20 protein-coding genes are annotated in these 24,025 nt (G+C 34.6%); 6 read left to right on the plus strand and 14 right to left on the minus strand.

Features of this window, described 5'->3' with window-relative positions; genetic code table 11:
* Window positions 1-84: 84 nt before the first annotated feature.
* The 9 genes from GQR60_RS17240 to GQR60_RS17280 all read right to left on the minus strand — a co-directional run bounded on the left by GQR60_RS17240 (window position 85) and on the right by GQR60_RS17280 (window position 12,387).
* Entirely contained in the window at window positions 85-1,098 is a 1,014-nt protein-coding gene (locus tag GQR60_RS17240) for a GntR family transcriptional regulator (RefSeq protein ID WP_124994127.1), read from the minus strand.
* Between the two features lie 162 nt (window positions 1,099-1,260).
* Window positions 1,261-2,565 carry a DUF4302 domain-containing protein gene (locus GQR60_RS17245; RefSeq protein ID WP_124994128.1) on the minus strand — a complete coding sequence of 435 codons (1,305 nt, stop codon included), beginning with the start codon at window positions 2,563-2,565 and terminating at the stop codon, window positions 1,261-1,263.
* A complete protein-coding gene (locus tag GQR60_RS17250) occupies window positions 2,565-3,515 on the minus strand; it encodes a substrate import-associated zinc metallohydrolase lipoprotein (protein ID WP_124994129.1) in 951 nt (316 codons plus the stop codon). Before GQR60_RS17250 ends, GQR60_RS17245 begins: the two co-directional genes overlap by 1 nt.
* Before the next feature lie 21 nt (window positions 3,516-3,536).
* A complete protein-coding gene (locus GQR60_RS17255; RefSeq protein ID WP_124994130.1) occupies window positions 3,537-4,988 on the minus strand; it encodes a RagB/SusD family nutrient uptake outer membrane protein in 1,452 nt (483 codons plus the stop codon).
* A gap of 6 nt (window positions 4,989-4,994) precedes the next feature.
* Entirely contained in the window at window positions 4,995-8,645 is a 3,651-nt protein-coding gene (locus GQR60_RS17260; RefSeq protein WP_124994131.1) for a SusC/RagA family TonB-linked outer membrane protein, read from the minus strand.
* A 95-nt stretch (window positions 8,646-8,740) separates the two neighbouring features.
* Window positions 8,741-9,919 (minus strand): FecR family protein, encoded by a 1,179-nt coding sequence (locus GQR60_RS17265; protein WP_124994132.1) that lies wholly within the window; start codon window positions 9,917-9,919, stop codon window positions 8,741-8,743.
* A gap of 112 nt (window positions 9,920-10,031) precedes the next feature.
* The gene (locus GQR60_RS17270) at window positions 10,032-10,586 is read right to left on the minus strand and encodes an RNA polymerase sigma factor (protein ID WP_124994133.1); all 555 of its coding nucleotides are present in this window, start codon (window positions 10,584-10,586) and stop codon (window positions 10,032-10,034) included.
* Window positions 10,587-10,790: 204 nt separating this feature from the next.
* A complete protein-coding gene (locus GQR60_RS17275) occupies window positions 10,791-11,972 on the minus strand; it encodes a C1 family peptidase (RefSeq protein ID WP_124994134.1) in 1,182 nt (393 codons plus the stop codon).
* 58 nt (window positions 11,973-12,030) lie between these two features.
* The gene (locus GQR60_RS17280) at window positions 12,031-12,387 is read right to left on the minus strand and encodes an MmcQ/YjbR family DNA-binding protein (protein ID WP_124994135.1); all 357 of its coding nucleotides are present in this window, start codon (window positions 12,385-12,387) and stop codon (window positions 12,031-12,033) included.
* Window positions 12,388-12,678: 291 nt separating this feature from the next.
* On the opposite strand from GQR60_RS17280, the gene GQR60_RS17285 reads away from it, so the two are divergent.
* Window positions 12,679-13,080 (plus strand): response regulator, encoded by a 402-nt coding sequence (locus GQR60_RS17285; protein WP_124994136.1) that lies wholly within the window; start codon window positions 12,679-12,681, stop codon window positions 13,078-13,080.
* Here GQR60_RS17285 and GQR60_RS17290 read toward each other — a convergent pair.
* Complete coding sequence (locus GQR60_RS17290) at window positions 13,077-13,442, minus strand: YraN family protein (RefSeq protein WP_124994137.1); 366 nt, start codon at window positions 13,440-13,442, stop codon at window positions 13,077-13,079. The genes GQR60_RS17285 and GQR60_RS17290 overlap by 4 nt on opposite strands.
* A gap of 2 nt (window positions 13,443-13,444) precedes the next feature.
* Entirely contained in the window at window positions 13,445-14,371 is a 927-nt protein-coding gene (locus GQR60_RS17295) for a S66 peptidase family protein (RefSeq protein WP_124994138.1), read from the minus strand.
* Between the two features lie 204 nt (window positions 14,372-14,575).
* On the opposite strand from GQR60_RS17295, the gene metG reads away from it, so the two are divergent.
* Entirely contained in the window at window positions 14,576-16,606 is a 2,031-nt protein-coding gene (gene metG / locus GQR60_RS17300; protein ID WP_124994139.1) for a methionine--tRNA ligase, read from the plus strand.
* 65 nt (window positions 16,607-16,671) lie between these two features.
* On the opposite strand, the gene GQR60_RS17305 is transcribed toward metG, so the two are convergent.
* Window positions 16,672-17,616: an HU domain-containing protein gene (locus GQR60_RS17305; protein ID WP_124994140.1), complete on the minus strand. Its 945-nt coding sequence runs from the start codon at window positions 17,614-17,616 to the stop codon at window positions 16,672-16,674.
* Between the two features lie 248 nt (window positions 17,617-17,864).
* On the opposite strand from GQR60_RS17305, the gene rfbB reads away from it, so the two are divergent.
* On the plus strand, window positions 17,865-18,920 hold the full coding sequence (rfbB, locus tag GQR60_RS17310; RefSeq protein WP_124994141.1) for a dTDP-glucose 4,6-dehydratase: 1,056 nt from the start codon (window positions 17,865-17,867) through the stop codon (window positions 18,918-18,920).
* A gap of 57 nt (window positions 18,921-18,977) precedes the next feature.
* Here the strand turns inward: rfbB and glmS are convergent, their stop codons facing one another.
* Window positions 18,978-20,813 carry a glutamine--fructose-6-phosphate transaminase (isomerizing) gene (gene glmS, locus GQR60_RS17315; protein WP_124994142.1) on the minus strand — a complete coding sequence of 612 codons (1,836 nt, stop codon included), beginning with the start codon at window positions 20,811-20,813 and terminating at the stop codon, window positions 18,978-18,980.
* Between the two features lie 242 nt (window positions 20,814-21,055).
* Complete coding sequence (locus GQR60_RS17320) at window positions 21,056-21,865, minus strand: glycogen/starch synthase (protein ID WP_124994143.1); 810 nt, start codon at window positions 21,863-21,865, stop codon at window positions 21,056-21,058.
* Window positions 21,866-22,058: 193 nt separating this feature from the next.
* On the opposite strand from GQR60_RS17320, the gene panC reads away from it, so the two are divergent.
* From panC to rfaE2, 3 genes are all read left to right on the plus strand, one after another.
* Window positions 22,059-22,898, plus strand: a complete 840-nt coding sequence (gene panC, locus GQR60_RS17325; RefSeq protein WP_124994144.1) for a pantoate--beta-alanine ligase — start codon at window positions 22,059-22,061, stop codon at window positions 22,896-22,898.
* An 18-nt stretch (window positions 22,899-22,916) separates the two neighbouring features.
* Window positions 22,917-23,267, plus strand: coding sequence for an aspartate 1-decarboxylase (gene panD / locus GQR60_RS17330; RefSeq protein WP_101310495.1), 351 nt, complete (start codon window positions 22,917-22,919; stop codon window positions 23,265-23,267).
* Window positions 23,268-23,459: 192 nt separating this feature from the next.
* On the plus strand, window positions 23,460-23,957 hold the full coding sequence (rfaE2, locus tag GQR60_RS17335; RefSeq protein ID WP_101310494.1) for a D-glycero-beta-D-manno-heptose 1-phosphate adenylyltransferase: 498 nt from the start codon (window positions 23,460-23,462) through the stop codon (window positions 23,955-23,957).
* Window positions 23,958-24,025 lie beyond the last annotated feature (68 nt).

The following is a 24,025-nucleotide window of genomic DNA, read 5'->3' on the forward strand; positions in this document are numbered from 1 at the left end:
TTGGTACTGGTCGGTAAATATAGATGTTTTTAATTAATTCCCAAAAAACTTTTTACTATTTGAAATTCTTTTGTTTTAACCTCCCTACAAAGATCCTCTTCGAATCAAACGGGATTTATTCTCTATCAAGTCTTTTTTCGATCCCAACACCATTTCTGCCAAGATTTCCCCCATCTCTTTAAAATCAGTACTTATTGTTGTTATACCATCGGCAACAACTTCTTTCAATGGTGTATCATTGTAGGAAATAATCCCAAGCTCTTCTCCTATTTTAAATTGCTTACTATTTGCCTCTTTTACCAAATAGACCAGGTCATTATCATTGGAAACTATGTACGCCTCAGATTTATTAATTGCATGTCCCTGAATACTTTCAATTACTTTAAATTCCCATTGACTTGCAAACTCCTTTGCGAATTTCTTAAATCCCTTCATCTGTCCAACCGGTTCTTTTCCCCCAGGAAAAACCCAAAACAACTTCCTGTATTTCTTTAACAAATCAGATCCCGAGGAAAGTGCAGAGAATACGTCCTTTTCGAAATTCTGATAGACTGCAGGATAATGCTTCTTTAAATTTGCATTGGTCTGATCCAAAATGTACACTTTATCCTGAGGCAACTGCTTTAGTACTGAATAAGCATCTGTAAATTTTGCCGGCATAATAACATAGGACGTATATTTCCCATTGTTATTCTCAATCAACTCTTTAAATACTCTTTCGTTAAAATGATGAAAGTAAATATCAACAGTAGCCAGCCCCTTTAAACTCTTCAGAAAGGAATTGTACAAAATTTCTTTAAATGTATTAAACTCCTCGAAAAGCAAGAAAATCTTGTGCTTTAGCTGAGTAATATTGCTCTCCAAATAGTAACCTTTTCCCGGTACAGATGAAATAACTCCCCGCGCCTTTAACTCGTTAAAGGCAACCAGTACAGTATCCCGGGATAAATTAAACTCCTTGCATATCGCATTGATTGAAGGCAACTGATCGCCAATAGCAACATCCCCATTTTCAATAGATTGATACAAAGAATTTATCAATTGTTTGTATTTTGGAACTCCTGATTCATTAGAGACTGTAAAGAGATTTGAAGGCATACTGCATTGATATTTAGATCGTAATTGAAAAAACAAATATAATCATTTTTTCAACTGTTGGGTACTGGTTGGTGAGCTTGTCGATTTATTCAATAAAAAGTATTAAACAAAAAAAAGACAGCCACAAGGACTGTCTTTTTAACTACATACTAAACTGTTTATTTAAAAATCATAAAAGTTAATTTTCAATGAAGGGTCATCAGCATTTATTAATGAAAATGTTCCATTCGTATAAGTCAATAATCCACCGGTAGCTTCCAGATAGTGTCCATTCGTATTAAAAATCTTTTGAACCAAAGGTTGAAAAGCAGCATCTAAAAACTCTGCATTTCCATCCAAACCTGTTAATGTGAAATATACCTTTCCATCATCTTTCACTTCATAATCAAAAAAGTAGCTAGCAGCGTAATTTCCCGTTCCATATCCAAAATATATTTGAAAATAAGAACCTCCAGTAGTAGGCAAAAGATTTCTAAAATACCATTTTTGAATAGTTACTCCATGATCTGCTAATGCATTAGCCAAGTAAGGTTTATAGAAGTTATTAAATGCTAAACTTGATTTATTTTCTTCCATATAATTATAACGCGCAGCATCTTTTATAGTACCAAAAGCGTAAGGTGTTAATGGAACAGCAGGAACTAAATCATAAACCAATTTCAAACTGCCGCTCTCATCATAATAAGTTCCATCCACTGGATTATAAGTAAAGCAATCTAAAGTTCTATCACCAATAACAACTGGTTTGATAAAACACAACCCATTTTTTTTAACAATAATAGGCGTATTCTCACTAACAACAATTCCATCTTTAATGTAGGATAAAGTACCGGATCTGCTATCATCATCGTAACTGAAAGAAGCTATTGGAGTTCCATCAGCATTAAAGTTTCTAAAAACAGATTTGGTTGCATCTCCTGCGATGTTAATTGCACTTGCATAAATGTCTGTTAAATCCCAATTTTCAGCAGTAGCTGGTTTCAATATGAGAGTCGTAACATCATCACCATTATAACCATTATCCGTTTTGCTAACAAGTGTAATTTCTTCATTACTAACATCAGATATATTAAAGACATACTCGCCCCCAAAATTATTATTATTGGTTTCGTAAATAGCATGAAAAACAGACCAAGATTCAAAAGTAAGTGTTATGTCCTGCTTTTTTGTAATACTATATGTGATTGTGTCATTTGCATTTCCATTTTTGTAATCAGAATGCATAATAACTGAACCATCAGCATTAAATTTTAATAAAATTGAGAACGCACCGGTATCTCCATTGGGATTGTAATAGCCTAGCCATCCATTTTCAGGTGCCTGAAAAGCAGTATTGTATTCAGTATAAAGTTCCTCAAAGCGTTCATTTACGCTTTTATCGAAAATATAGTCAGCACTATTATCCTTATCACAGGATGCTAATCCGCCAACAATAAATATAAATAGGTATAATATTTTATTTTTCATTATTCTGGGATTTCATTATTAGTAACCACGTAATTTATACGTTCTTCCATAATATCACGAAGGGCATACAAATCGATGTCAAATTTATTTTTATAAAAGTCGACAACAATGCTTAACTTCTTAGCAATAAGCAATCGTCCCGCATTCAGTTCATTAATATTGGCAATTTCTGAGGGATCTGTTAAGCCTTCTGTACTTGCCTGATTAATAAACACTTCTTCAAAAGTAGCTTTAGGTAATGTTAAAAAATGAGAAACAAGTTCACAAAAATCTTCAAATTCATTATTCGTTCCATAATTCCTTACCATACCCATTTTAATAGCATCTGATAAAGTTACATTATTGCTCCATCCTTCGCCATTATATTTTTCTGAAACGGTATTAAACCCAACTGGCATCCCATAAGTTTGATGCACCAAGTGAGTAAATTCGTGATGAACCGTTGCGAGAATTCCTCCCCCAGGATTTGTCATCCAATCTTTATTAGTTAAATCATAACTATTAAGATTTAGAAGTGTAATTCTTGCTCCACCCTCGGCATAACCGAGAAGTCTATTTCCATCCTCTTTAAAGATATACGAACCAATATAAACCAGTTCGGGCGGGAATAGTTTATCTATAAATGCTTTACCCCCTCCGCTAACAGAACTGTATGGATCAAACCATAAATATTCAATAAGCTTAGTAACGGGAATAACTACATCTCTTCTCACAGGTGTTGCAGAATAATCGTCGTCAATGTACTTATCTTGCCACCGCCATCGAACAGCTGTGTTGTGTTTAACCAACATGTTCTCCTGTAAATAAATATCTATTTCGTCACTAGAGACTACGGTCGTTGGAGGAACAAAAAGTGTATTATCCTCCTCATTATCACAGGCTGTGAAGAAAAGAGGAGATAAGAGCAATGCATGCCCTATCGGTTTTATATAATTAAGTATTCTTCTCATAATTAAGCAATTTTAAATAAATTAACGTGGATTCGCTTGAATTCCTTTCGCAATAGCACCTGAAGGTATCTGAACTGCTTTTCGTAAATCATCGGCTTGCAAAATACTTGTTTCACCAGTAACCGAAGTATGAGTAATACTCATTTTGAATCTTTTAATATCAAACCATCTGATTCCTTCTCTGAAAAGCTCTTTTCTTCTTTCCCCTATAATAAATGTCATCATGTTTTCCGCATTATATGCACCATATCCATCAATCATCATTTGCGGAGTTAGTGGAGTGAAATTTTCGTACCACAATGCGCCCATAATATTATAGTCAGCCATAGCCTTATCAAGGTTATCTGTAGCTCCGTCAGCATTATTCATAACATAAGCCTCGCATCGGTTTAAAATTACTTCTTCAGCTCTTAACTCAGGATGAATATAATATGGATAACCTGTTGTAGCGGTAGTGTATCTGAATCGTTCGCCATATTTAGGTGGACGTTTATCATCTCTATATCCCCATCGAGAATCACGGAAATCATCAGAACCGAGTCTATTCGTACCAAACACCTCATCCATAACTGTCGCATTCGAACGATAACCTCTATAAGATCTGGTTACGTTTAATGTTTCTTTTCGCACAAGGAGCAAATTAGGCGTACTGTTAGGATCTGTAAAATTATCCGCAAGTGAGATACTGGATGTACCTGTATAAACTTTATCCATATCTCTCACAAAAACAGAATTTAAAAGCCCATCTCCTAATAACAAATTAGAATATTTAATACAATTAGTATAGTCTTTTTTAAATAGATATAAACGGGAAGCAAGTGCATATGCAGCCCCTTTATTAAAATGGTACTTTCCCGACCCCACATAATAATCGTCTGATAATAAAGAAATACCTTCTAATAAATCCTTTTCTATTTTGTCATAAGTTTCCTGAAGAGTACCTCTTTCATACTTTACAATTAATTCAATTTCAGGAGCAGTAATATAAGGAATTCCCAAATCAGAAGAAGCCGTTGCCCCTTCGTAATGCTGACAAAAAATATTAGCTAATAAAAAGTGACTATAAGCTCTAGAGACCAAAGCTTCACCCTTAATGGCTTTTTTAAAATTTTCATCCGTATTCTCAACCGCATCAATAGCGTCTAATGCCTGATTGGCATGGGCGATAGCAGTATAAGTTTGTGACCAAAAATATGGTGGAGTATCTTGTCCTTCATTCGCGGTTACTGGTTCCCACATAAAATTCTGAGTCATCCATTCGCTTTGATCATTTCTTGACAATGCAACTGCATTATCAGACATCCATTCTAAAAAAACATATGAAGCTTCAGAATAAGAGTTAGCAACCAATTCCGAGACATCGGTTAGTTTCTTTATTTCTTGTCGCTCATCTGGCGCTGTATCTAAATACTCGTCACAACTCCATCCTAACAAACCAATTGTGATGGTTAATATATATATGTATGATTTCATTGCAGATTAAAATTTAACGTTTAACGAAAATGTATAAGATTTTGACAATGGTAACGAAATACCTCCTGATTGATAAAATTCAGGATCAATTCCATTTAGCTTTTTGTCAGAATAAAGCAACCACAAATTATAACCTTGCAAACTCACATTAGCCGATTGAACAAAAGTATTTTTCAATAAACTTTTAGGGAGTTGGTAGCTAACTTTTATATCTTTCAGTCTAATAAAATCACCATCAGCAATTCTAACATCAGATTTATTATATAATTCATAAGGATTTAAACCGGCTTCATCTAATTTCTCAGCTTCAGATATGTCAAGTATAGCAGGGATATTCGTGATCTTTTCATCACCTTTAAACTGCCAACGATTAATTAACTCTCCTGGAAGAGACGAATAATCTGAATAAGAACTTTTATACGCATCATCCAATCTTATTTTGTTACCATAGCGATAAACTAGAGAAAAACTGCAAGAAAGATTTTTATACGAAAAAGTATTTGTTAGACCGCCATACCCTTTTGGCGTTGTTGGCCCTTCGTATTTCAAATACTTCTCTATATCTTCACGTTCTTGTAAGTTAACATATTGGGTGATTTCTCCATCAGGACCATGAAAAGTTGGTACACCATTAGAATCAAGACCAGCGAATGGAATGGAAAACAAACTACCTCTGGAATACCCCTTTAAATTAGTACCTAACATTTGTACAGCATTACCAATACTAGCTCGATTTTCCCATTTGGTAATCTTATCTTTTCCGTAACTAAAAGTAAAAAGAGTAGACCATTTGAAGTTGGGTGTTTCGATGTTTTTGGTATTTAAGGTAACTTCCACACCATTAACTTCCATTTCACCAATATTTCCATATTTGTATTTAACACCACCAACACCACTAGTTTCTACAATGCCAAGTAGATCTTTCGAATTCCTCCTGTAATACTCAAATTCAGCATAAATCCGGTTTTTTAATAAAGCTACTTCTATTCCAGAGCTAAATTCATAAAGTTTTTCGAAAGTAAGTTCCCCATTTTCAAGATTTTCAATATCCAAAACAGTTTCTCGATCATCTGCAGTAGGTCTCAAAGGCTCTTTACCATATAAGGTTAGTGCACCACTTGCACCAACAGGATTATCTCCAGAAAGTCCATAAGTTGCTTTCACTTTTAGCATATCGATTATCCCGTCACGGTTGAACCAATTCTCTTCGCTTATATTCCAAGCACCACTAACATTCCATGTTGGCAAATAACGAGAATTGGTTGATTTTCCAGTTCTATTATCTCCAGCATAATTAGCCGTTGCATTAACAATATATTTTCCCTTGTAAGAATATGCTCCAGTTAAGAAAAAGCTTAAATATCTTCCTTGAGTAGGAGTTCGTGAAAAATAATCATCTCCACGAGTATCCAGGTATCTAATAAAATTAGGATCACTAACAATTATACCACCTTTATCATACATATAACCCCATCCCTCATTATAAGATTTCACGCGATCGTTATATCTAATTTCTTGTCCTAAAAGAAAGTTTAAATTATGAGTATCGTTAATAGCTAAGGAATAATCCAAACTATTACGCATATAGTAACTATTCAAAGAATAATCTGTAGTATTTAAAAATCCACCTTTAGGCAAAACGGAAAACGGGTAACTAGCTGGATCATCAGCATCGTCAAATAGATATACATTATTCTCTCTAAAAAGTGGATTATCTGCCCTGTAAGATTCAGCTTGATTAGAATTCTCATGTATTTTATGTTCAGCTTTACTGGTGTACCATCTTCCTTGTACGGCTGTATTAAACTTCAAATTCTTCTTAATCTTATACTCCAAATCTGTCTGGAATATTAACTCATTCACTTTAAGATCAACATAATTGTGATCAACCTCATGCAAAATATTAAAAGGCGCATAATCTCTTCTGAAGTACTCCTTATTCCCTTCGGAATCATAAGGTCGTATACTTCTACTAGTGTACAATGCGTAATTAAAAGGGTTTATATCAAAATTACGTTCATAAACACCAGATATAGTATTAAATTCACGATCTTTTGAACCTGCTAAACGTTGATCTCTAATATTCCCTGACAATTTCAATCCAACCCTTAATTTCGGAGAAAGTTTAAAATCAGCTTTTAATTGTCCAGTATAATTTTTCACATTATCAGCAATAGTCTGGCCACTATCATTTAAATAACCAACAGAAGCATAAACCTTTGTGTTTTCATCCCCGCCATTTATAGAAACAGAGTGTTGTTGCTGTAATGAATTCTTAAAAAGAACATCAAACCAATCTGTATTTGCATTCGCATAAGGTTGAAGATAGTTATAATTCAAGCCCCCATTGGGTCCCCAAGCAATCTCTCTATTTGCGATTCCATTAAACATTTTACCCATTGCACCATGTGATCGTGCAGTAGCTCCTTTGGCTACATCAAGCCATCCTTTTTCATACAGTTCCTGATATACCTCCATCTCCGAACCTGAGTTCATAATGTCAAATTGCGAATATGATGGTTTACTTTTAACTGTAAAATTACTACTATAATTAACGGTTGTCTTTTGAATTTTCCCTTTCTTAGTTGTAATTACAACTACTCCATTCATGGCTCTTGCTCCATACAAAGCTGTTGCTGACGCATCCTTAAGAACTTGAAAAGATTCAATATCCTCAGGGTTAATACCAACCAATGCTGAACTCAAAACAGTAGACAAATTTCCTGAAGTTAAATCTTCATTAGATACTTCAACTGCATCTTCCATCACAACTCCATCAATTACCCAAAGTGGTTTATTTGAACCATTAATGGAAGCATTCCCTCTAATACGAATCACTGGTGCAGCACCAAATGTACCAGATACATTTGCTATTTCAACCCCTGAAACAGCACCCTGAAGAGCCCTACTTGCATCAGGAACACCTGCCAATTTTACTTGTTCTGTTTTTATTGTAGTTGCTGATCCGGTGAATAATTTCCTATCAATCTTTTGATATCCAGTCACAACAACCTCATCAATTTGTTCTGAACCGGCAGCAAGAACAACATCTATTACTTTTTGATTCGTAACTGTGATTTCCTGAGTGTCCATACCAATAAATGAGAAAACCAAAATGGCCTCTGATGCATCCGGCAATTGAATGTTGTATTTTCCATCAATATTTGTGGTAGTTCCGATACTGGTACCTTTAATAAAAACAGAAACACCTGGTAACCCGACACCTGTATTATCAGTAACAACACCGCCAACCTTTTTTTCCTCCACAACAGGTTTTTCTTCTTTTGCAGGAGTTACAGGTTTAGCTGCTGGTTTAATGATAATGACCTCGTCTCTAATTTCATACGTAAGTCCGGTATCTTTTAAGCAATCCGTTAATATGGTTTGAACGCTTTTGGGTGAAGCGCTTATAGTAACATTATTTACTTCTTTAATGTCATCAACATTGTAAAGAAATGTATAATTGGTTTTCTCCTTAACTTTTGCGAAAACCTCAATTAAAGAACCTCCTGTCATTTCCAACTCCAGAATTTCGCCCTGAAGGTTTGCTAATGTCTGAAAACTAAAGACATTAACTACCAGAAACAAAAGCAAGAGTCTTTTTGCAAGAAATGGTTTTCTTTTCTGCATAAAAGACTTTTCCCGATTTTTTTTCATAATTTTGAATGTGATTTGGTTAGTACTGCATTTCTCCTCAAAAAGAAATGTTTATTGACTTTGCCGGGGTTTGTGGCTGCAAACTCCGGTTTTTTTTATTTGCAATTTTCTTCGATCATAACACTACGATCTTTTATTGTGAATTTTACTTTTTCAGTTACTTCTATCATATCAAGAATGCTGTTAATATTATCATAGCGGGCAACATCTCCTGTGTATTTTAAATGTTTTATTGAATTGCTCAAGAAAAACACATCAACATCATACCACCGTGACAATCTAATCATTATATCCTCCAAGCTTTTGTTTTCGAAAACAAAACGTCCGTCTTTCCAAGCCGTATATAATCTTGTGTCAACAATTTTTTTTGAAGTTTTACCATTCAATTTATTAAAACACAATTGATCATTCGGTAATAATTTCTGACTAGTACCACGAAAATCATCGTCAACCTCAACCTTGCCTTCAACCAAAGTCGTGAAAATATCATCCTGATCATTATATGCATTTACATTAAAAGACGTTCCCAAAACTTTAACCTCAGCAGTAGTTACATCAACAACAAATGGATGTTCCTTGTCTTTTGCCACCTGAAAAAAGGCTTCCCCTTCCAATTGTACTTTTCTCACTCCCGTGCCAAACTGAGAAGGATATCTCAATTTAGAATTTGAATTCAACCAAATCTTAGTTCCATCTGCAAGAGTCAGCTTGTATTCTCCTCCTTTGGGAATAATAATGGTATTGTATGTCAGCCGTTCCTCACTTACCTTTTCTGCAACATTACTATAAACCAACTCTTTCGAATTATTGGATATCTGTATCCCTTTTTCTTCCAGATTAACTTTTTCGCTCAATTGATATTTCTCACCACCACTTAATACCAGCAGGGCTTGATTTTTACCAGGCAAAATCGCGATGGGCTCATCGTGAACAGAATTGTTGCTAATAGTATACAAAAAGCCTCCAACACCTACGGCAACAATCAGCATCGCAGCAATCTTCATTACCTGTTGCTTTAATTGAATTCGCCTGTCTCTTCGTACTTTAGTTTGTATTTGCTTCCAAACATCTTCTTTATTTGCACTTTCAAGTTTTGCCTCTTTCTTGAAGTACAGTTTCTCCGGGTTTTGAGCAAGTTTATGAAAAAGCACAAGATTTTCCTCTCCTGCATGTTTCCACTCCTCCAAAAATTGCTCTTCTTCTGCGTTCAGCTTCCCCTCAAGCCTCTTCACAATTAAATCTGCAATTTTAAAACCAGATGGTAAATTAGTCATATTACAATTTTCTGTGTGCGATTAACATTTATTATAACAGGCAACATGAAAAAAAGGGTGACAAAAGTTTTAACTTTTACCACCCTTTTTAATATTTCGCTTCTACTCAATTCTAAATGAAGTATAGAATCGAGAACAAATTCTTTAAATTCTCTTTTAAAAATTTACTTGCTCTTTGCTTTTGTGTCTTAACAGTATTGATAGATATATCCAAATCTTCAGCTATTTCAGCATTTTTTAATCCTTTTAGGCTTAATAAGTAAATTAATCTGGCAGATTCAGGCAATTTATGAACCGTTTCTTTAATAATTCGACTCACTTCTTCTTCAATCACATTATGAAGAAAGTAATCCTCATCACAGATATTTTTATCGGATTGCCCCTCGTAAGATTTACGGACTTTTTGATGTTCAATTTGATTTAAGCATGAATTACGAACTGTTTTGTACAAAAATGCTCGCATCGCGCCTTCATGATAAAAAGATGATCTTTTTTCCCAAATTTTAATAAAAGTTTCCTGAATTATATCTTCAACAACATCTTGTGCCAAAACATATTTATGACCAAACAGAAACAGCGCATCAAAATACTTATCGTACAATATTTTAAATGAGTCCTGATTACCATTCCTAAATAACTTTAGGAAAGTTTGATCGAAGGTTTTCATAGTTAGTAGTGGTTAATAATATTAAAACAGGGCTAACAATATTATAAATTATTTTCAGAATAATGCTAATTATCAACCAAGTATTTTCCCTAAACGTTCTAAAATTCACTTTTTTCCGTGCTAAATAAAATTCAAATTTTTAAATTACTGATACAAAAAAAAGGATGTCCAAAGAACATCCTTTCACTTATTTCCCAATCTTTATTACAAACCCAATTTCTTTTTCAATTCTTTAGGTATCGCATCTTTATGAACCATTACAGCCACAGTTTTAAGCTTCACATAAGCTTCACTCATGTTTAAATAGCCGCCAAATTGATTGCTGTTTTCAGCCCAGGAATTTTTTGTTTTATAATAAACCTTTCCATACTGATCCTTAACAATTCCTGTTAAATGCATCAAATGATCATCTGTCGTTTCAAAATCATCAAAGGTGGCCTGACGAAGCTCTTGGCTTACTTCGGGCTCAATATCTTTTTTACTATTTCCCTTTTCATCTTTTGCCAGATCTTTCTCCCACTTTGCAATTTCAGAATCAGTCATATCAACCGTTTTTTCTGATGGCAAAACAGCATACCCATTTCGATGAGAAAATCCTTTTTCACTAACATCACCGTCCCAACAAACTGAAAAGCCATTATTGAGAGCGTAGTTAATTACCTCCATCATATCATCCATAGGTACATTATAATACAAATCATCTGACCAATTATCCGGAATCTCCAAATTAATTTTCTGATAAAAAGGATGATGACTATATGAAGTCAGTTCAATGTAATCATCCGGATTAAAACCTAATTTCTCAGCATAAGAAACAGGAGTGTATTCAACTCCATCCAATTCAAAATTACTTGGTACTTTTCCCATATAAGTATCTAACACTGCATTTATTGATTCCTCCCAAACAGGGGTAATCTTTCTATTTGGATTTTTAATAACCTCATCCAGCATAGCTTTGGTCGATTGAAGCATCTCTTTATGGATGTGAAAACCGCTGCCATACTTATTCCCTGAATAAACACTTTCCGGAACAAATCCATTTTCTTTTACTACGTTTAGAACATCATGAGCTTGTCCTCCTTCACTATAGTTTCCTTTGCCATGGTAACGAAAATACCTTTTGGCTTTCTGAGAATAAGCTAACCGAACAATATACATTTCTGATAAATCAATTTCAGGTGCTCCCATACGCAGTAACTCAGTTTCGATATACGAGATTCCTGCAAAGCACCAGCAGGTTCCTGTACTTTGCTGATTTTTAACCGATGTTGTTGGAATATCTACCACAGTAGAATAAACCTTTTCTTCTTTCGTTGTTTCTTGCGCCATTGTAAGATTAACACTAAAAAAGGCAAGAATAATGATTGTTAAAAATGTTTTCTTCATCGTTTTAGTACGTATTTGTTGTTAGTATATTATATTCTAAAGGAACTTATTAATTTGTCTATTTCAAATTCATTAATTCATTCTGTTTCTTTTTAGTCATCTTAGCAACAACCTGATCATACGAATCATCAATCCATTGCTCTAGTTGCCGATCTGATACACTACCATCTATAACTACAGTATTCCAATATTTTTTATTCATATGATATCCAGGTAATACCGAAGAATACATCTCACGTAATTCAATGGCTTTTTCGGGATCACACTTCACATTCATTTGAAGTTCACCTGTTATATTTGTGAGCAAAAACATTTTATCCAGCACCTTAAAAACCAAGGTTTCTTCATCGAATGGAAATCCCTCACTTACAGCAATTTTTGAAAGACAATACTCTCTTAATTCCTCAATATTCATCTGTATATATTTGTTAGATTGCAACTTAAACAATGAAAACAAATATAAATACTTTTAAATAAAAGCCTAAATTTTCATGTATTAAGATGAAGAAAGATGTGGTTCTTAAGTTTCTGTAAGTTTACAAACATAAACCTCCTTACTATAAACAGAATTCACCTGTTTATAGTATAAATAAGGCATTTGTTAAACACTGAAAAAATATTTTTAACCTAGAAACAAATGATTTTTTTTTTACTTCTCTCAATTTTGTATATTTAGTTCACAGAAAAGTAAGAAATAGATATACTCATGAAAGAAACTGGCTACGCCCAAAAATACAATTGGAAAAACAAACGAATTCTCATTGTTGAAGATGAAGAGATTAACAACATGTTTTTCGATGCAGCTTTAAGCAGAACTGAGTCGAAACTGTTGTGGGCAAAAAATGGGAAAGAAGCGGTTGATATCATTGAAGAATCAGATGATATTGATGTCATTTTAATGGACATCAGATTACCTATAATGGACGGTTGCGAAGCCACCCGCAGAATCAAAAAAAATCACAAAGAAATTCCAATCATTGCTCAAACTGCATATGCACTTGAAGGGGACAAGGAACGCATATTGGATGCCGGCTGTGACGATTATCTATCAAAACCAATTCGTTTTGAAGAACTTTTATCAACTATCGATAAATATCTTGCCGATTAATCAACAGGTGCACTAAAAGCATCTTCGATGTGTTCAATTACAAATTCTGCATCTTGTTTTATCACACTTATTACATCGAATCGTACTTCTTGTACTATTTCTTTTGAATCGACATATCCCTGTGTTGCACGTACCAAAAATTTAATTTTTGAGAGTGTAATGGCATCAGCCGGGTGCTCAAAATATTCGGTTGATCTCGATTTAACTTCCACAACAACCAAAAGATCATCTTTTACAGCTACAATATCCAACTCCTTCTTTTGATAAATCCAATTACGATCCAGAATTTTATACCCATTTTGAAGCAAATGCTTCGCAGCAAGGTCTTCGCCCATTTTCCCTAAGTCATTGTGTGCAGCCATAATTATTCCATTTCCTTATATTTATCCCATGTAAACTTCGCTCCTTTTTCACTTACATCCAACCTTAAAAATCTACCAAACGGCAAAGCCCAATTTTCCTTGATATGACCGGCAGGAAAATCGAAAACAACCGGATAAGAATAATTTTCAATGGACTCTAAAATAATTTCGTAAGCAGTTTTTCCAAAATCAGGATTTCCTTCCTTCATATCGCTCATACCTCCAATAATCAATCCCTGAAGTTCTGATAATTTACCACCCATTTTTAAATTCTTCATCATTCTGTCCAAATGATACAATTCTTCTCCAACATCTTCAATAAAAAGAATTTTCCCATGCGGTTCAAAATCCATTACAGTTCCGCGTAAACTATAAAGAATAGATAAATTCCCCCCTATTAATTCTCCCTCTGTAACACCATTTCGATTTAATTCGTGAGAAGAAATTTCATAATTTTCCAAATCCCCGGCTAATGAATGCAAAAGAGTTGATAGTGAATTATCTTCCTTCTCCTTCAATGAAGGAAAATTAACGGGCATAGTCGCATGTATACTTTCCACTCCTAATATATTATTCAAATAGCTGTGAAATACAGTGATATCACTATATCCAACAATCCATTTTGGATTGCGAATAAACAGATCAAAATCTAAATGCTCCAATATTCGCACACTCCCATATCCACCTCTGGCACAAAGAACAGCTTTTATCTCAGGATCATCTAACATGAGCTGAAGATCTCGCAACCGATTCATATCACTGCCTGCAAATTGATTTTCAACATCAAACACATGATTTCCCAGAACGACTTTATAACCCGCCTCTTCCAATCTAGTGACTGCAATTCCCACTTTTTCAGGATTAATTTTTCCCGCGGGAGAGATGATTCCAATTTTATCTCCTTTTACTAAAGCAGCCGGCTGATACATATCTATTTAGTTTTTTTGAAGTAAGAACAAATTAAGAATAAAATACAAATGGATAACTACGTTTTTGCCAATTCTATCTTATCTTTGCAAACAATTCGACCAAAGGTCAAAGTTTTAAACAATAGTCAGTAAACAAAATTAACAGAGGAATCCTTCATCTCAAAACAATAAAAGGCAATTCCTTAAGAAAAAATATAATCACAAATGAAGAAATTTAATAGAACACTTGTAACCACGGCTTTACCTTATGCAAACGGACCGGTTCATATTGGTCATTTGGCTGGAGTATATGTTCCTGCAGATATCTACACAAGATACCTTAGAATAAAAGGAGAAGATGTACTACTGATTGGAGGTTCAGACGAACATGGTGTACCTATTACTATTAAAGCACAAAAGGAAGGCATTACCCCGCAGGATGTTGTGGATAAATATCACAATATTATCAAAGATTCATTTGAGAAGTTCGGAATTACTTTTGACATTTATTCCAGAACAAGTTCAAAAACACACCACGAAACTGCGTCTGAATTTTTTAAGACCTTAGATAACAAAGGAGAATTTATCGTAAAAACAAGTGAGCAATATTACGATGCTATTGCGAATCAATTCCTTGCAGACAGATACATTACCGGAACCTGTCCTCATTGTAATAACGACGGAGCATATGGTGATCAATGCGAAAGTTGCGGAACTTCACTAAATGCAACAGATTTAATCAATCCTACTTCATCCATTACCGGAAATAAGCCAGAATTAAAAGAAACCAAACACTGGTATTTGCCTTTAGATAAATATGAGAATGATCTGAAAAAATGGATTTTAGAAGATCATAAAGAATGGAAACCAAATGTTTACGGACAATGTAAATCATGGTTGGATACCGGATTGCACCCGAGAGCAGTAACCCGTGATTTAAATTGGGGGGTTCCTGTTCCTGCCGAAGGTGCAGAAGGAAAAGTACTTTACGTTTGGTTCGATGCTCCAATTGGATATATTTCGGCTACAAAAGAATTAACTCCCGACTGGGAAAAATACTGGAAAGCTGATGATTCGAAGATGGTTCATTTTATTGGAAAAGACAATATCGTATTCCATTGCATCATTTTCCCGGCAATGCTTAAGGCTGAAGGATCTTATATACTACCGGATAATGTTCCTGCCAACGAATTCTTAAATCTGGAAGGGGACAAAATTTCGACAAGTAGAAATTGGGCGGTTTGGCTGCACGAATATTTAGAGGAATTCCCTGATAAACAAGATGTTTTAAGGTATGTTTTGACCGCAAATGCTCCGGAAACTAAAGATAATGACTTTACCTGGAAAGATTTTCAGGCAAGAAACAACAATGAGCTGGTTGCAATTCTAGGAAACTTTGTGAATCGTGCTTTGGTTCTTACTCATAAATACTACAATGGAATAATTCCTGCGCAAGGAGAATTAACCGATTTCGATAAAGAAACATTAGCTCAGATTCCTGTCTTTAAAGAACAAGTTGAAAAGAATCTTGAAACTTACCATTTTCGTGAAGCATTAAAAGAAGCAATGAATTTAGCTCGTTTAGGAAATAAGTATTTAGCAGATACTGAACCTTGGAAACTGATTAAGACTGATGAAGAAAGAGTAAAAACGATCATGAATATTAGTCTTCAGATTACAGCCAATCTATCGACCTTAATCGAGCCGTTTTTGCCATTTACAGCCAGCAAACTTCGCGGATTTTTGAACATCGAGACTTTGGCCTGGGAAAATATTGGTGCTAATGTTATTTCAAATCATCATCAAATAAATACTGCTTCTTTACTTTTCGAAAAAATTGAAGATGAAACAATACAAGCTCAGGTAGACAAACTTTTGGCTACAAAAGCAGCTAACGAAGCAGAAAAAAAGATTGTTGCGCCGGCAAAAGAAAATATCAACTTCGATGATTTCATGAAACTGGATGTTCGTGTTGGAACAATTACAGCTGCTGAAAAGGTAGCAAAAACAAAAAAACTTTTAAAGCTAACTGTTGATACCGGAATTGATCAAAGAACTGTTGTTTCAGGTATTGCAGAACACTACAAACCTGAAGAAATTATTGGCAAGCAGGTTAGTATATTAGTGAATCTGGAACCAAAACAATTAAAAGGAATTGAATCTCAGGGGATGATTTTAATGGCTGAAGATGCCGATGGAAAATTATCTTTTGTTTCACCGGACCAAAGCATAAAACCAGGTTCTGAAATCAGATAATTCAAGACTTAAACTTTAAGATAAAAAAAAACGCTTTCCGATAGAAAGCGTTTTTTTTTAGGTCTTTATTTTTTCAGAACCCAGCAGTAAGCTTTTGAGTTCTTAGCAATTACCTTCTTTTTAAATTGATCTGCATCTGCTCTCTTATCAAATTGATTGATCGCAACAGAATACAAATTTTTATTTTTAATTATCACAGCAGGATAAGATTTAGAAATCAATTCCTGTTTTAATATTTCTGCATTTTTCATTGAAGTAAAACTACCCGAAATCAAATAAAATCTGCCTTCACGCAACTCATCCAGTTTCACTTCTTTTGTAAGCTTAGGCTCAAATATCACCATCTCTTCCGGTGGGGAAATTACCGGTTTTAATTGAACTATCTTCTCGGTAATTTCTTTCTTGCCTTCCATCATTCCCATAGAAGCTTCGTTACCAAGGAATGAACGTTCAGAATTCATTGGAAGTAAGGCAATTGTTAATACAAAAGGAATAGCTGCTGCGGCATACCACAAACGTTTTGTCGTAAAAAGTGTCCTTACTTTAGCTTGAGATATAATTGCCGGATGAATTTTGTCTTCTGCAGATAAGGATAGTTTAGGAAGATCTATTTGCTCCAAACCAAATGCATCTACCAAATAATTAAGCTCTTTTGAAGGCTCAAACAACATATTATGCCTTCTGTCATTGTAAAAACATCCTACCTGATCCAACACAACCCTTTCTCCACGCTGAATTCGAACACGGATATCTTCAGTAAAAAACTGAACAGATTTTTCAGCCTCTGAATAACTCAGATTTTCCGATTCAGCCAATCTATTAATCAGCAAACCATCATTTTTCGATAAATTACGGTTAAATCCAATAGCTTTGGACGGAGGAAAAACAATATTCAAACTATCGTCGATATTAGCAGGTTTATAGTTGGCAACAAAGCCACCAAACCCAGGTAATATCACACAATCGTGAATAAATAAAAGGTCTTTAATATATTTTGATACTTCCAGCATAATACACAAATATAATCAAAATTACATACCACTCAAATCGAATTTATCGTAAAAAAAGTAATCAACTATAAACCAAGCTTTTCACAACACAAAAATAATTATGCATCTATTCAGAAAGAGTTACTCTCCAATAAATTATTGTATTTTTGATACCATTAAAAATAATACATAAACTGTTTCCAATATTTTTTACCCTTGAGATTATTATGAGTATTTTAAAGTGAAATAACTAAAAATATTATCTGAACGTGAAAAAAAATATATTAATTACAGGAGGTGCCGGATTTATTGGTTCACATGTGGTTCGTTTGTTTGTAAACAAATATCCAGACTATCAAATCATTAACCTTGACGCACTTACATATGCCGGGAATCTTGAAAATTTAAGAGATATCGACTCCAAAGCAAATTACACTTTTATAAAAGGTGACATAACAGATCTGGCATTTGTATCAAACCTTTTTAAAAATTATAAATTTGAAGGAGTTCTGCATTTAGCCGCAGAGTCTCATGTTGATAGATCAATTTCAGATCCTTTAGCCTTTATTATGACCAATATTGTTGGAACTGTAAACCTTCTTAATGCAGCTAAAGAATGTTGGACCAATGATATGAATGGCAAAAAATTCTACCACATATCTACTGATGAAGTATACGGTTCCTTAGGAAAAACAGGGAAATTTACAGAAACAACTTCTTACGATCCGAGAAGTCCGTATTCTGCTTCAAAAGCAAGCTCAGACCATTTGGTTCGGGCATACTTTCACACCTATAAACTTCCGGTTGTATTGTCGAATTGCTCTAATAATTACGGTGCAAATCAGTTTCCTGAAAAACTCATTCCGTTGGTAATAAACAACATTAAAAATTCTAAACCATTGCCTATTTATGGTAAAGGAGATAATATAAGAGACTGGCTGTTTGTAAAAGATCATGCTTTGGCAATCGATTCCATTTACCATGATGGGAAAATTGGAGAGACCTATAATATTGGAGGGGATAACGAATGGACCAATCTGGATTTAGTGAAAAAACTTTGTGATATTATGGATCAGAAACTGAATCGTGAAACAGGAAGTTCACAGCAATTAATCACTTTTGTAAAAGACAGAGCAGGTCATGACCAGCGTTATGCTATAGATGCAACAAAAATTAAAAAAGAATTGGGATGGCAGCCAAGCATCCAATTCGAAGAGGGTTTTGAGCAAACGATTGACTGGTATCTGAAAAATTCCGACTGGATGGAAAATATTCTGTCGGGAGACTACGAAAAGTTCTACGAACAACAATATACCAACCGATAAAAAGAAGAGCGATGTGAAACAATCACATCGCTCTATTTATAATTCTTAAATCTTAAGTTACTCTACAGTAACAGATTTTGCTAAATTTCTTGGTTGATCAACATTACAGCCTCTGTAAACAGCGATATAATAAGAAATCAGCTGGAAAGGAATAACCGTTAACAATGGTGCCAATGGTTCCAAGGTTTCTGGAATTTCGACTACGAAATCAGCCATTTTACTAATTACAGTATCGCCCTCAGTAACAATAGCAATTACGTGGCCCTTTCTTGCCTTTACTTCCTGAATATTACTTACAATTTTCTCGTAAGATTTATCCTTTGTTGCAACAACAAAAACCGGCATTTGTTCATCTATAAGAGCAATTGGTCCGTGTTTCATTTCTGCCGCAGGATATCCTTCGGCATGTATGTATGAAATTTCTTTTAATTTTAGAGCTCCCTCCAAAGCTACCGGAAACAGGAAACCTCGTCCTAAATAGAGAGCATTGGTAGAATTCATGTATTGTTTGGATAATTCTTTAATGTCATCTTCTTTATCCAGGATTCTTTTTATCTTTTCCGGAAGATTTGCAAATTCTGCAATAAGCTCTTCATATGCATCCTTAGCCAGAGTTCCTTTGCGGTATCCAACAAGCATTGCCATCATGGTTAGCACAGTAACCTGAGCTGTAAATGCCTTTGTAGAAGCAACTCCAATTTCCGGACCTGCATGAGTATACACACCAGCATGAGTTTCACGGGGAATACTTGATCCAACTACATTACAAATACCAAGAACAGTTGCTCCAGCCTCTTTAGCTAATTTAATAGCAGCCAGGGTATCGGCAGTTTCACCACTCTGACTGATCGCCAAAACGATGTCATCCTTAAAAATCACAGGATTTCTATAACGGAATTCAGATGCATATTCTACTTCAACAGGAATTCTGGCAAATTCTTCAAATAAGTATTCACCTACCATTCCAGCATGCCAGGATGTACCACATCCAATAATTAATATTCGGCGGGCATTCACCAATTGCGGAATAACATCATTTATTCCACCTAAAAACACTTCTTTATTTGCGGTAGAGATTCGTCCTCGAATAGTATCATGAATAGAGCTGGTCTGTTCGAAAATTTCTTTTAGCATGAAATGATCGTATCCGTTTTTTTCAATTTGCTCAATATCCAAATCCAGTTGTTGAACATGGGGAGTTAATTTGTCATTCTGAATGGTTTTTAAAACCAATTCATCTCTGCTTATAATCGCAACATCATTATCATTCAGATAGATAACACTATTAGTATATTCAATAATTGGTGTAGCATCCGAAGCAAGAAAATATTCTCCGTTTCCAACTCCAACCACCAATGGACTTCCTTTTCTGGCCGCAATCAATTTATCTGGTTCATCATCACAAATAACAACCAAACCATAAGCTCCAACCACTTTTGTTAAAGCCAATCGAACTGCCAGTTCTGCAGAAACTTCACCTTTCAAATAGATATACTCAATCAGATTTGCCAGAACTTCTGTATCTGTATCACTTTGAAAAGCATATCCTCTTTTAATCAGCTTATCCTTTAAGGTTGAGTAGTTTTCAATAATTCCGTTATGAATAATTACAAATTTTTTATTCATCGAACTATGAGGATGAGCATTTTCATCGTTAGGTTCTCCGTGAGTTGCCCAACGGGTATGTCCAATTCCAATGGTTCCCGAAACATCATTTCCTTTTGCATGATTTTCCAGATCCTGAACCTTTCCCTTACACTTAAATACCTGAGTCCGATTTGTACGAAGAGCAACTCCTGCAGAATCATACCCTCTGTATTCTAATCTTTTAAGACCATTAATGAGTATAGGATAAGCCTGCTTATCCCCAATGTAACCAACTATTCCACACATAAATACAAATATTTCAGTTTCGGTACCACGCGAAACTTGTTAAAAAACAATTCATCAAATAATCTTGCAATCAATGAGTTAGCATCAAAATAGGCATCACCGAATGAATTATCATAAATCCAGCTAAAAATACGATAAGTTAGAAAGCTCTCCAAACTTCTTAAAGTATATTAAAGAATAAAAAATAAGGTGTAAGTAAGCAAATGCTTAAATACACCTTTTGAATATATCGTAAATCGTAACTATTCTGCTACTAATTCGTCATAAAGTTCTGAGTAAGCCAATACATATTCATCCTTGTTCTTATACTCCAGAAAAGGTTTTCCTGAAGCAACCGCATATGCCATCACTTCGTCGTTTATCTGAGGACTTCCCATAATCAGGGCATCAGACTGATCAATTGCTAATTTATGAAGTGCAACATAACTCGCATCTTCTAAAATGCTAACATCCTCCTGACTAACTCCCTCAATAATTGACTTTTCTCTAAACCGGCTGCTGAATTTTGTTGAGAACTCATCATCATACATGGAGAAAACAACCTTTGTTTCAGTAAATAACGGATCCTCATTAAATGATTTTTTCAAATACAAAGGTACCAAACCGGTGAACCAACCTTGACAATGTACCACATCCGGCGCCCATCTCAATTTTTTAACTGTTTCAAGTACCCCTCTTGCAAAGAAAATAGCTCTTTCATCATTATCCTCAAAAGCATCTCCGTTTTCATCTAACAGAATCTCTTTTCTATGAAAATAATCCTCATTGTCAATGAAATAAACTTGCATACGAGCCGCTTGAATCGAGGCAACCTTAATAATTAATGGATGATCTGTATCATCAATTATTAAATTCATTCCCGAAAGGCGGATAACTTCATGTAGTTGGTTTCTTCTCTCATTGATACATCCATATCTGGGCATGAAAGTTCTGATCTCTTTTCCTTTTTCCTGGATTCCCTGAGGTAGATATCTGCCTATTGCAGACATTTCAGTTTCAGGAAGATAAGGGGTAATTTCTTGTGAAACAAACAATACTTTTGTCTTTTCCATATAGTCGCTAATAATATAATACAGATTATCTGCGCAAAATTAGTAAAAATAATTAACATACCTGTCCGAAAGCGAAGCTTAAAGCTCCTACAATACAATTAAATGCAATTAATATTTCTCCATTTTATATTTATTTATTTTATTTGCAGTCTCAAATAAAAATCAATTAGATTTTACCGACACAATTCAAGGGATGGAAATAGTAAAGCTTGTTGCTGAGATTAAAAGTAAAATCAGCAAGTTGAAGGCAGAAGGAAAGACAATCGGATTTGTTCCTACAATGGGAGCTCTTCATAAGGGGCATTTGTCTCTTGTAAATACATCTGTAAAAAACAATGATATTACGGTTGTTAGTATTTTTGTAAACCCAACACAGTTCAATAATCCAGAGGATTTATTGACTTACCCAAGAACTATTGAAGAGGACTTGGAGAAACTTTCGGCCTGCAAACCAGACCTAATTTTTATTCCGGAAGTAAATGAAATTTATCCTGAACCTGACACCAGAATTTTCGATTTCGGTATGCTTGATAAGATTATGGAAGGGAAAAAACGTCCGGGTCATTTCAATGGTGTTGCTCAGGTTGTTAGCAAACTTTTCGATATCGTAAGCCCTGAAAATGCCTACTTTGGACAAAAAGATTTCCAACAAGTAGCTGTTATTAAGCAGATGACAAAAGATCTTAAGTTAAATGTTAATATCGTTCCCTGCCCTATTATCAGGGAAAAGGACGGTTTAGCCATGAGCTCAAGGAATGTTTTGCTCTCTGAAGATCAGAGAAAAAATGCTTGTAAAATCTCTGAAACTTTATTTAAAGCTCGTAACTTAGCTGCGGAATTAAGTGTTTCTCAATTGAAAGAATGGGTTGTTGAAGAAATCAATAAAAACAATTATCTTTCGGTCGAGTATTTTGAGATTGTTAACGATACAACCCTTGAGGTGATTAACGACTGGAATGAGTCAAATAATAAGATAGGTTGTATTACAGTTCAGGTTGGGAAAACCCGCCTGATAGATAACGTTACTTTTTAAAATTAGTTAAAAAACGATATGTACATTGAAGTTTGTAAATCGAAAATTCACAAAGCGTCAGTAACTGGTGCTGATCTTCAGTATGTTGGAAGTGTAACCATTGATGAAGACTTAATGGATGCAGCCAATCTAATTGAAAATGAGAAAGTTCAAATTGTTAACGTAAACAACGGAGAACGATTGGAAACCTATGTTATTCGTGGTGAAAGAGGCTCTGGAACCATTTGCTTGAATGGCCCTGCCGCCAGAAAATGTGCTGTTGGTGATATTGTTATCATCATCTCTTATGCATCTATGGAATTTGAGGAAGCAAAATTATGGGAACCTAGTTTGGTTTTTCCTGATACTGCGACCAACAAATTGATTTAAATTACAGTATTTAATAAGTACAGGGCTGTTCTAACCGATCAGCCCTTTTTTTATGGCCTTGCCACTATAAAACAATTCAAATATTAAAATTTACTTACAGAATAGAGATTGAACAATTTGATCGCTATTCTTGATACTTTGTTTCCGATACTCTATACTTGTAAATTATTAGCTTTAAATAAAGTCAGCCCAATGAATAAACTTGATATTGTAAAAAATAAAATCATATCTGATAAAAAAAATGCCTTTAACCTCCTTCAAACCTGGAGATTCAAGGAAAACAAAATTGTTTTCACCAATGGCTGTTTTGATCTGGTTCACCGCGGACATCTAGACTATTTAGCTTCGGCAGCCTCTATGGGCAATAAACTGATTATTGGTTTAAATACTGATGCCTCCGTTCAAAAACTAAAAGGTCCTGACCGACCAATTATTGATGAATATTCAAGAGCTTTTCTATTGGCATCATTAGGCTTTGTAGACATGGTAATTTACTTTGATGAACAAACACCCTACGAACTAATTAATTTTGTTCAGCCTGACATCTTGGTTAAAGGAAGCGATTACAATGCTGAAGACATTGTTGGATACGATATAGTAAAAGCCAAAGGAGGAGAAATTAAAACACTTGATTTCATTGAAGGATTCTCTTCAACCGGAATCATTAATAAAATAAAGGAAAAAGGATAGAGATTAAAAAGAAGCAAACCAGACTTTTTAAATAATTATCAATCTCAAGAATTCTTAATAATTACTAA

The organism is Labilibaculum euxinicum (assembly GCF_009795715.1).
Taxonomy (GTDB): Bacteria; Bacteroidota; Bacteroidia; order Bacteroidales; family Marinifilaceae; genus Labilibaculum; species Labilibaculum euxinus.

Bases quoted from the DNA above. Each gene is read 5' to 3' on its own strand.
- panC (WP_124994144.1), top strand. From the start codon at position 22,059: ATGGAAATAGTAAAGCTTGTTGCTGAGATTAAAAGTAAAATCAGCAAG.
- rfaE2 (WP_101310494.1), top strand. From the start codon at position 23,460: ATGAATAAACTTGATATTGTAAAAAATAAAATCATATCTGATAAAAAA.
- GQR60_RS17255 (WP_124994130.1), bottom strand. From the start codon at position 4,988: ATGAAATCATACATATATATATTAACCATCACAATTGGTTTGTTAGGA.
- GQR60_RS17265 (WP_124994132.1), bottom strand. From the start codon at position 9,919: ATGACTAATTTACCATCTGGTTTTAAAATTGCAGATTTAATTGTGAAG.
- GQR60_RS17275 (WP_124994134.1), bottom strand. From the start codon at position 11,972: ATGAAGAAAACATTTTTAACAATCATTATTCTTGCCTTTTTTAGTGTT.
- metG (WP_124994139.1), top strand. From the start codon at position 14,576: ATGAAGAAATTTAATAGAACACTTGTAACCACGGCTTTACCTTATGCA.
- GQR60_RS17305 (WP_124994140.1), bottom strand. From the start codon at position 17,616: ATGCTGGAAGTATCAAAATATATTAAAGACCTTTTATTTATTCACGAT.
- glmS (WP_124994142.1), bottom strand. From the start codon at position 20,813: ATGTGTGGAATAGTTGGTTACATTGGGGATAAGCAGGCTTATCCTATA.
- GQR60_RS17250 (WP_124994129.1), bottom strand. From the start codon at position 3,515: ATGAGAAGAATACTTAATTATATAAAACCGATAGGGCATGCATTGCTC.
- GQR60_RS17240 (WP_124994127.1), bottom strand. From the start codon at position 1,098: ATGCCTTCAAATCTCTTTACAGTCTCTAATGAATCAGGAGTTCCAAAA.
- GQR60_RS17285 (WP_124994136.1), top strand. From the start codon at position 12,679: ATGAAAGAAACTGGCTACGCCCAAAAATACAATTGGAAAAACAAACGA.
- GQR60_RS17260 (WP_124994131.1), bottom strand. From the start codon at position 8,645: ATGAAAAAAAATCGGGAAAAGTCTTTTATGCAGAAAAGAAAACCATTT.
- GQR60_RS17295 (WP_124994138.1), bottom strand. From the start codon at position 14,371: ATGTATCAGCCGGCTGCTTTAGTAAAAGGAGATAAAATTGGAATCATC.
- panD (WP_101310495.1), top strand. From the start codon at position 22,917: ATGTACATTGAAGTTTGTAAATCGAAAATTCACAAAGCGTCAGTAACT.
- GQR60_RS17270 (WP_124994133.1), bottom strand. From the start codon at position 10,586: ATGAAAACCTTCGATCAAACTTTCCTAAAGTTATTTAGGAATGGTAAT.
- GQR60_RS17280 (WP_124994135.1), bottom strand. From the start codon at position 12,387: ATGAATATTGAGGAATTAAGAGAGTATTGTCTTTCAAAAATTGCTGTA.
- GQR60_RS17245 (WP_124994128.1), bottom strand. From the start codon at position 2,565: ATGAAAAATAAAATATTATACCTATTTATATTTATTGTTGGCGGATTA.
- GQR60_RS17320 (WP_124994143.1), bottom strand. From the start codon at position 21,865: ATGGAAAAGACAAAAGTATTGTTTGTTTCACAAGAAATTACCCCTTAT.
- GQR60_RS17290 (WP_124994137.1), bottom strand. From the start codon at position 13,442: ATGGCTGCACACAATGACTTAGGGAAAATGGGCGAAGACCTTGCTGCG.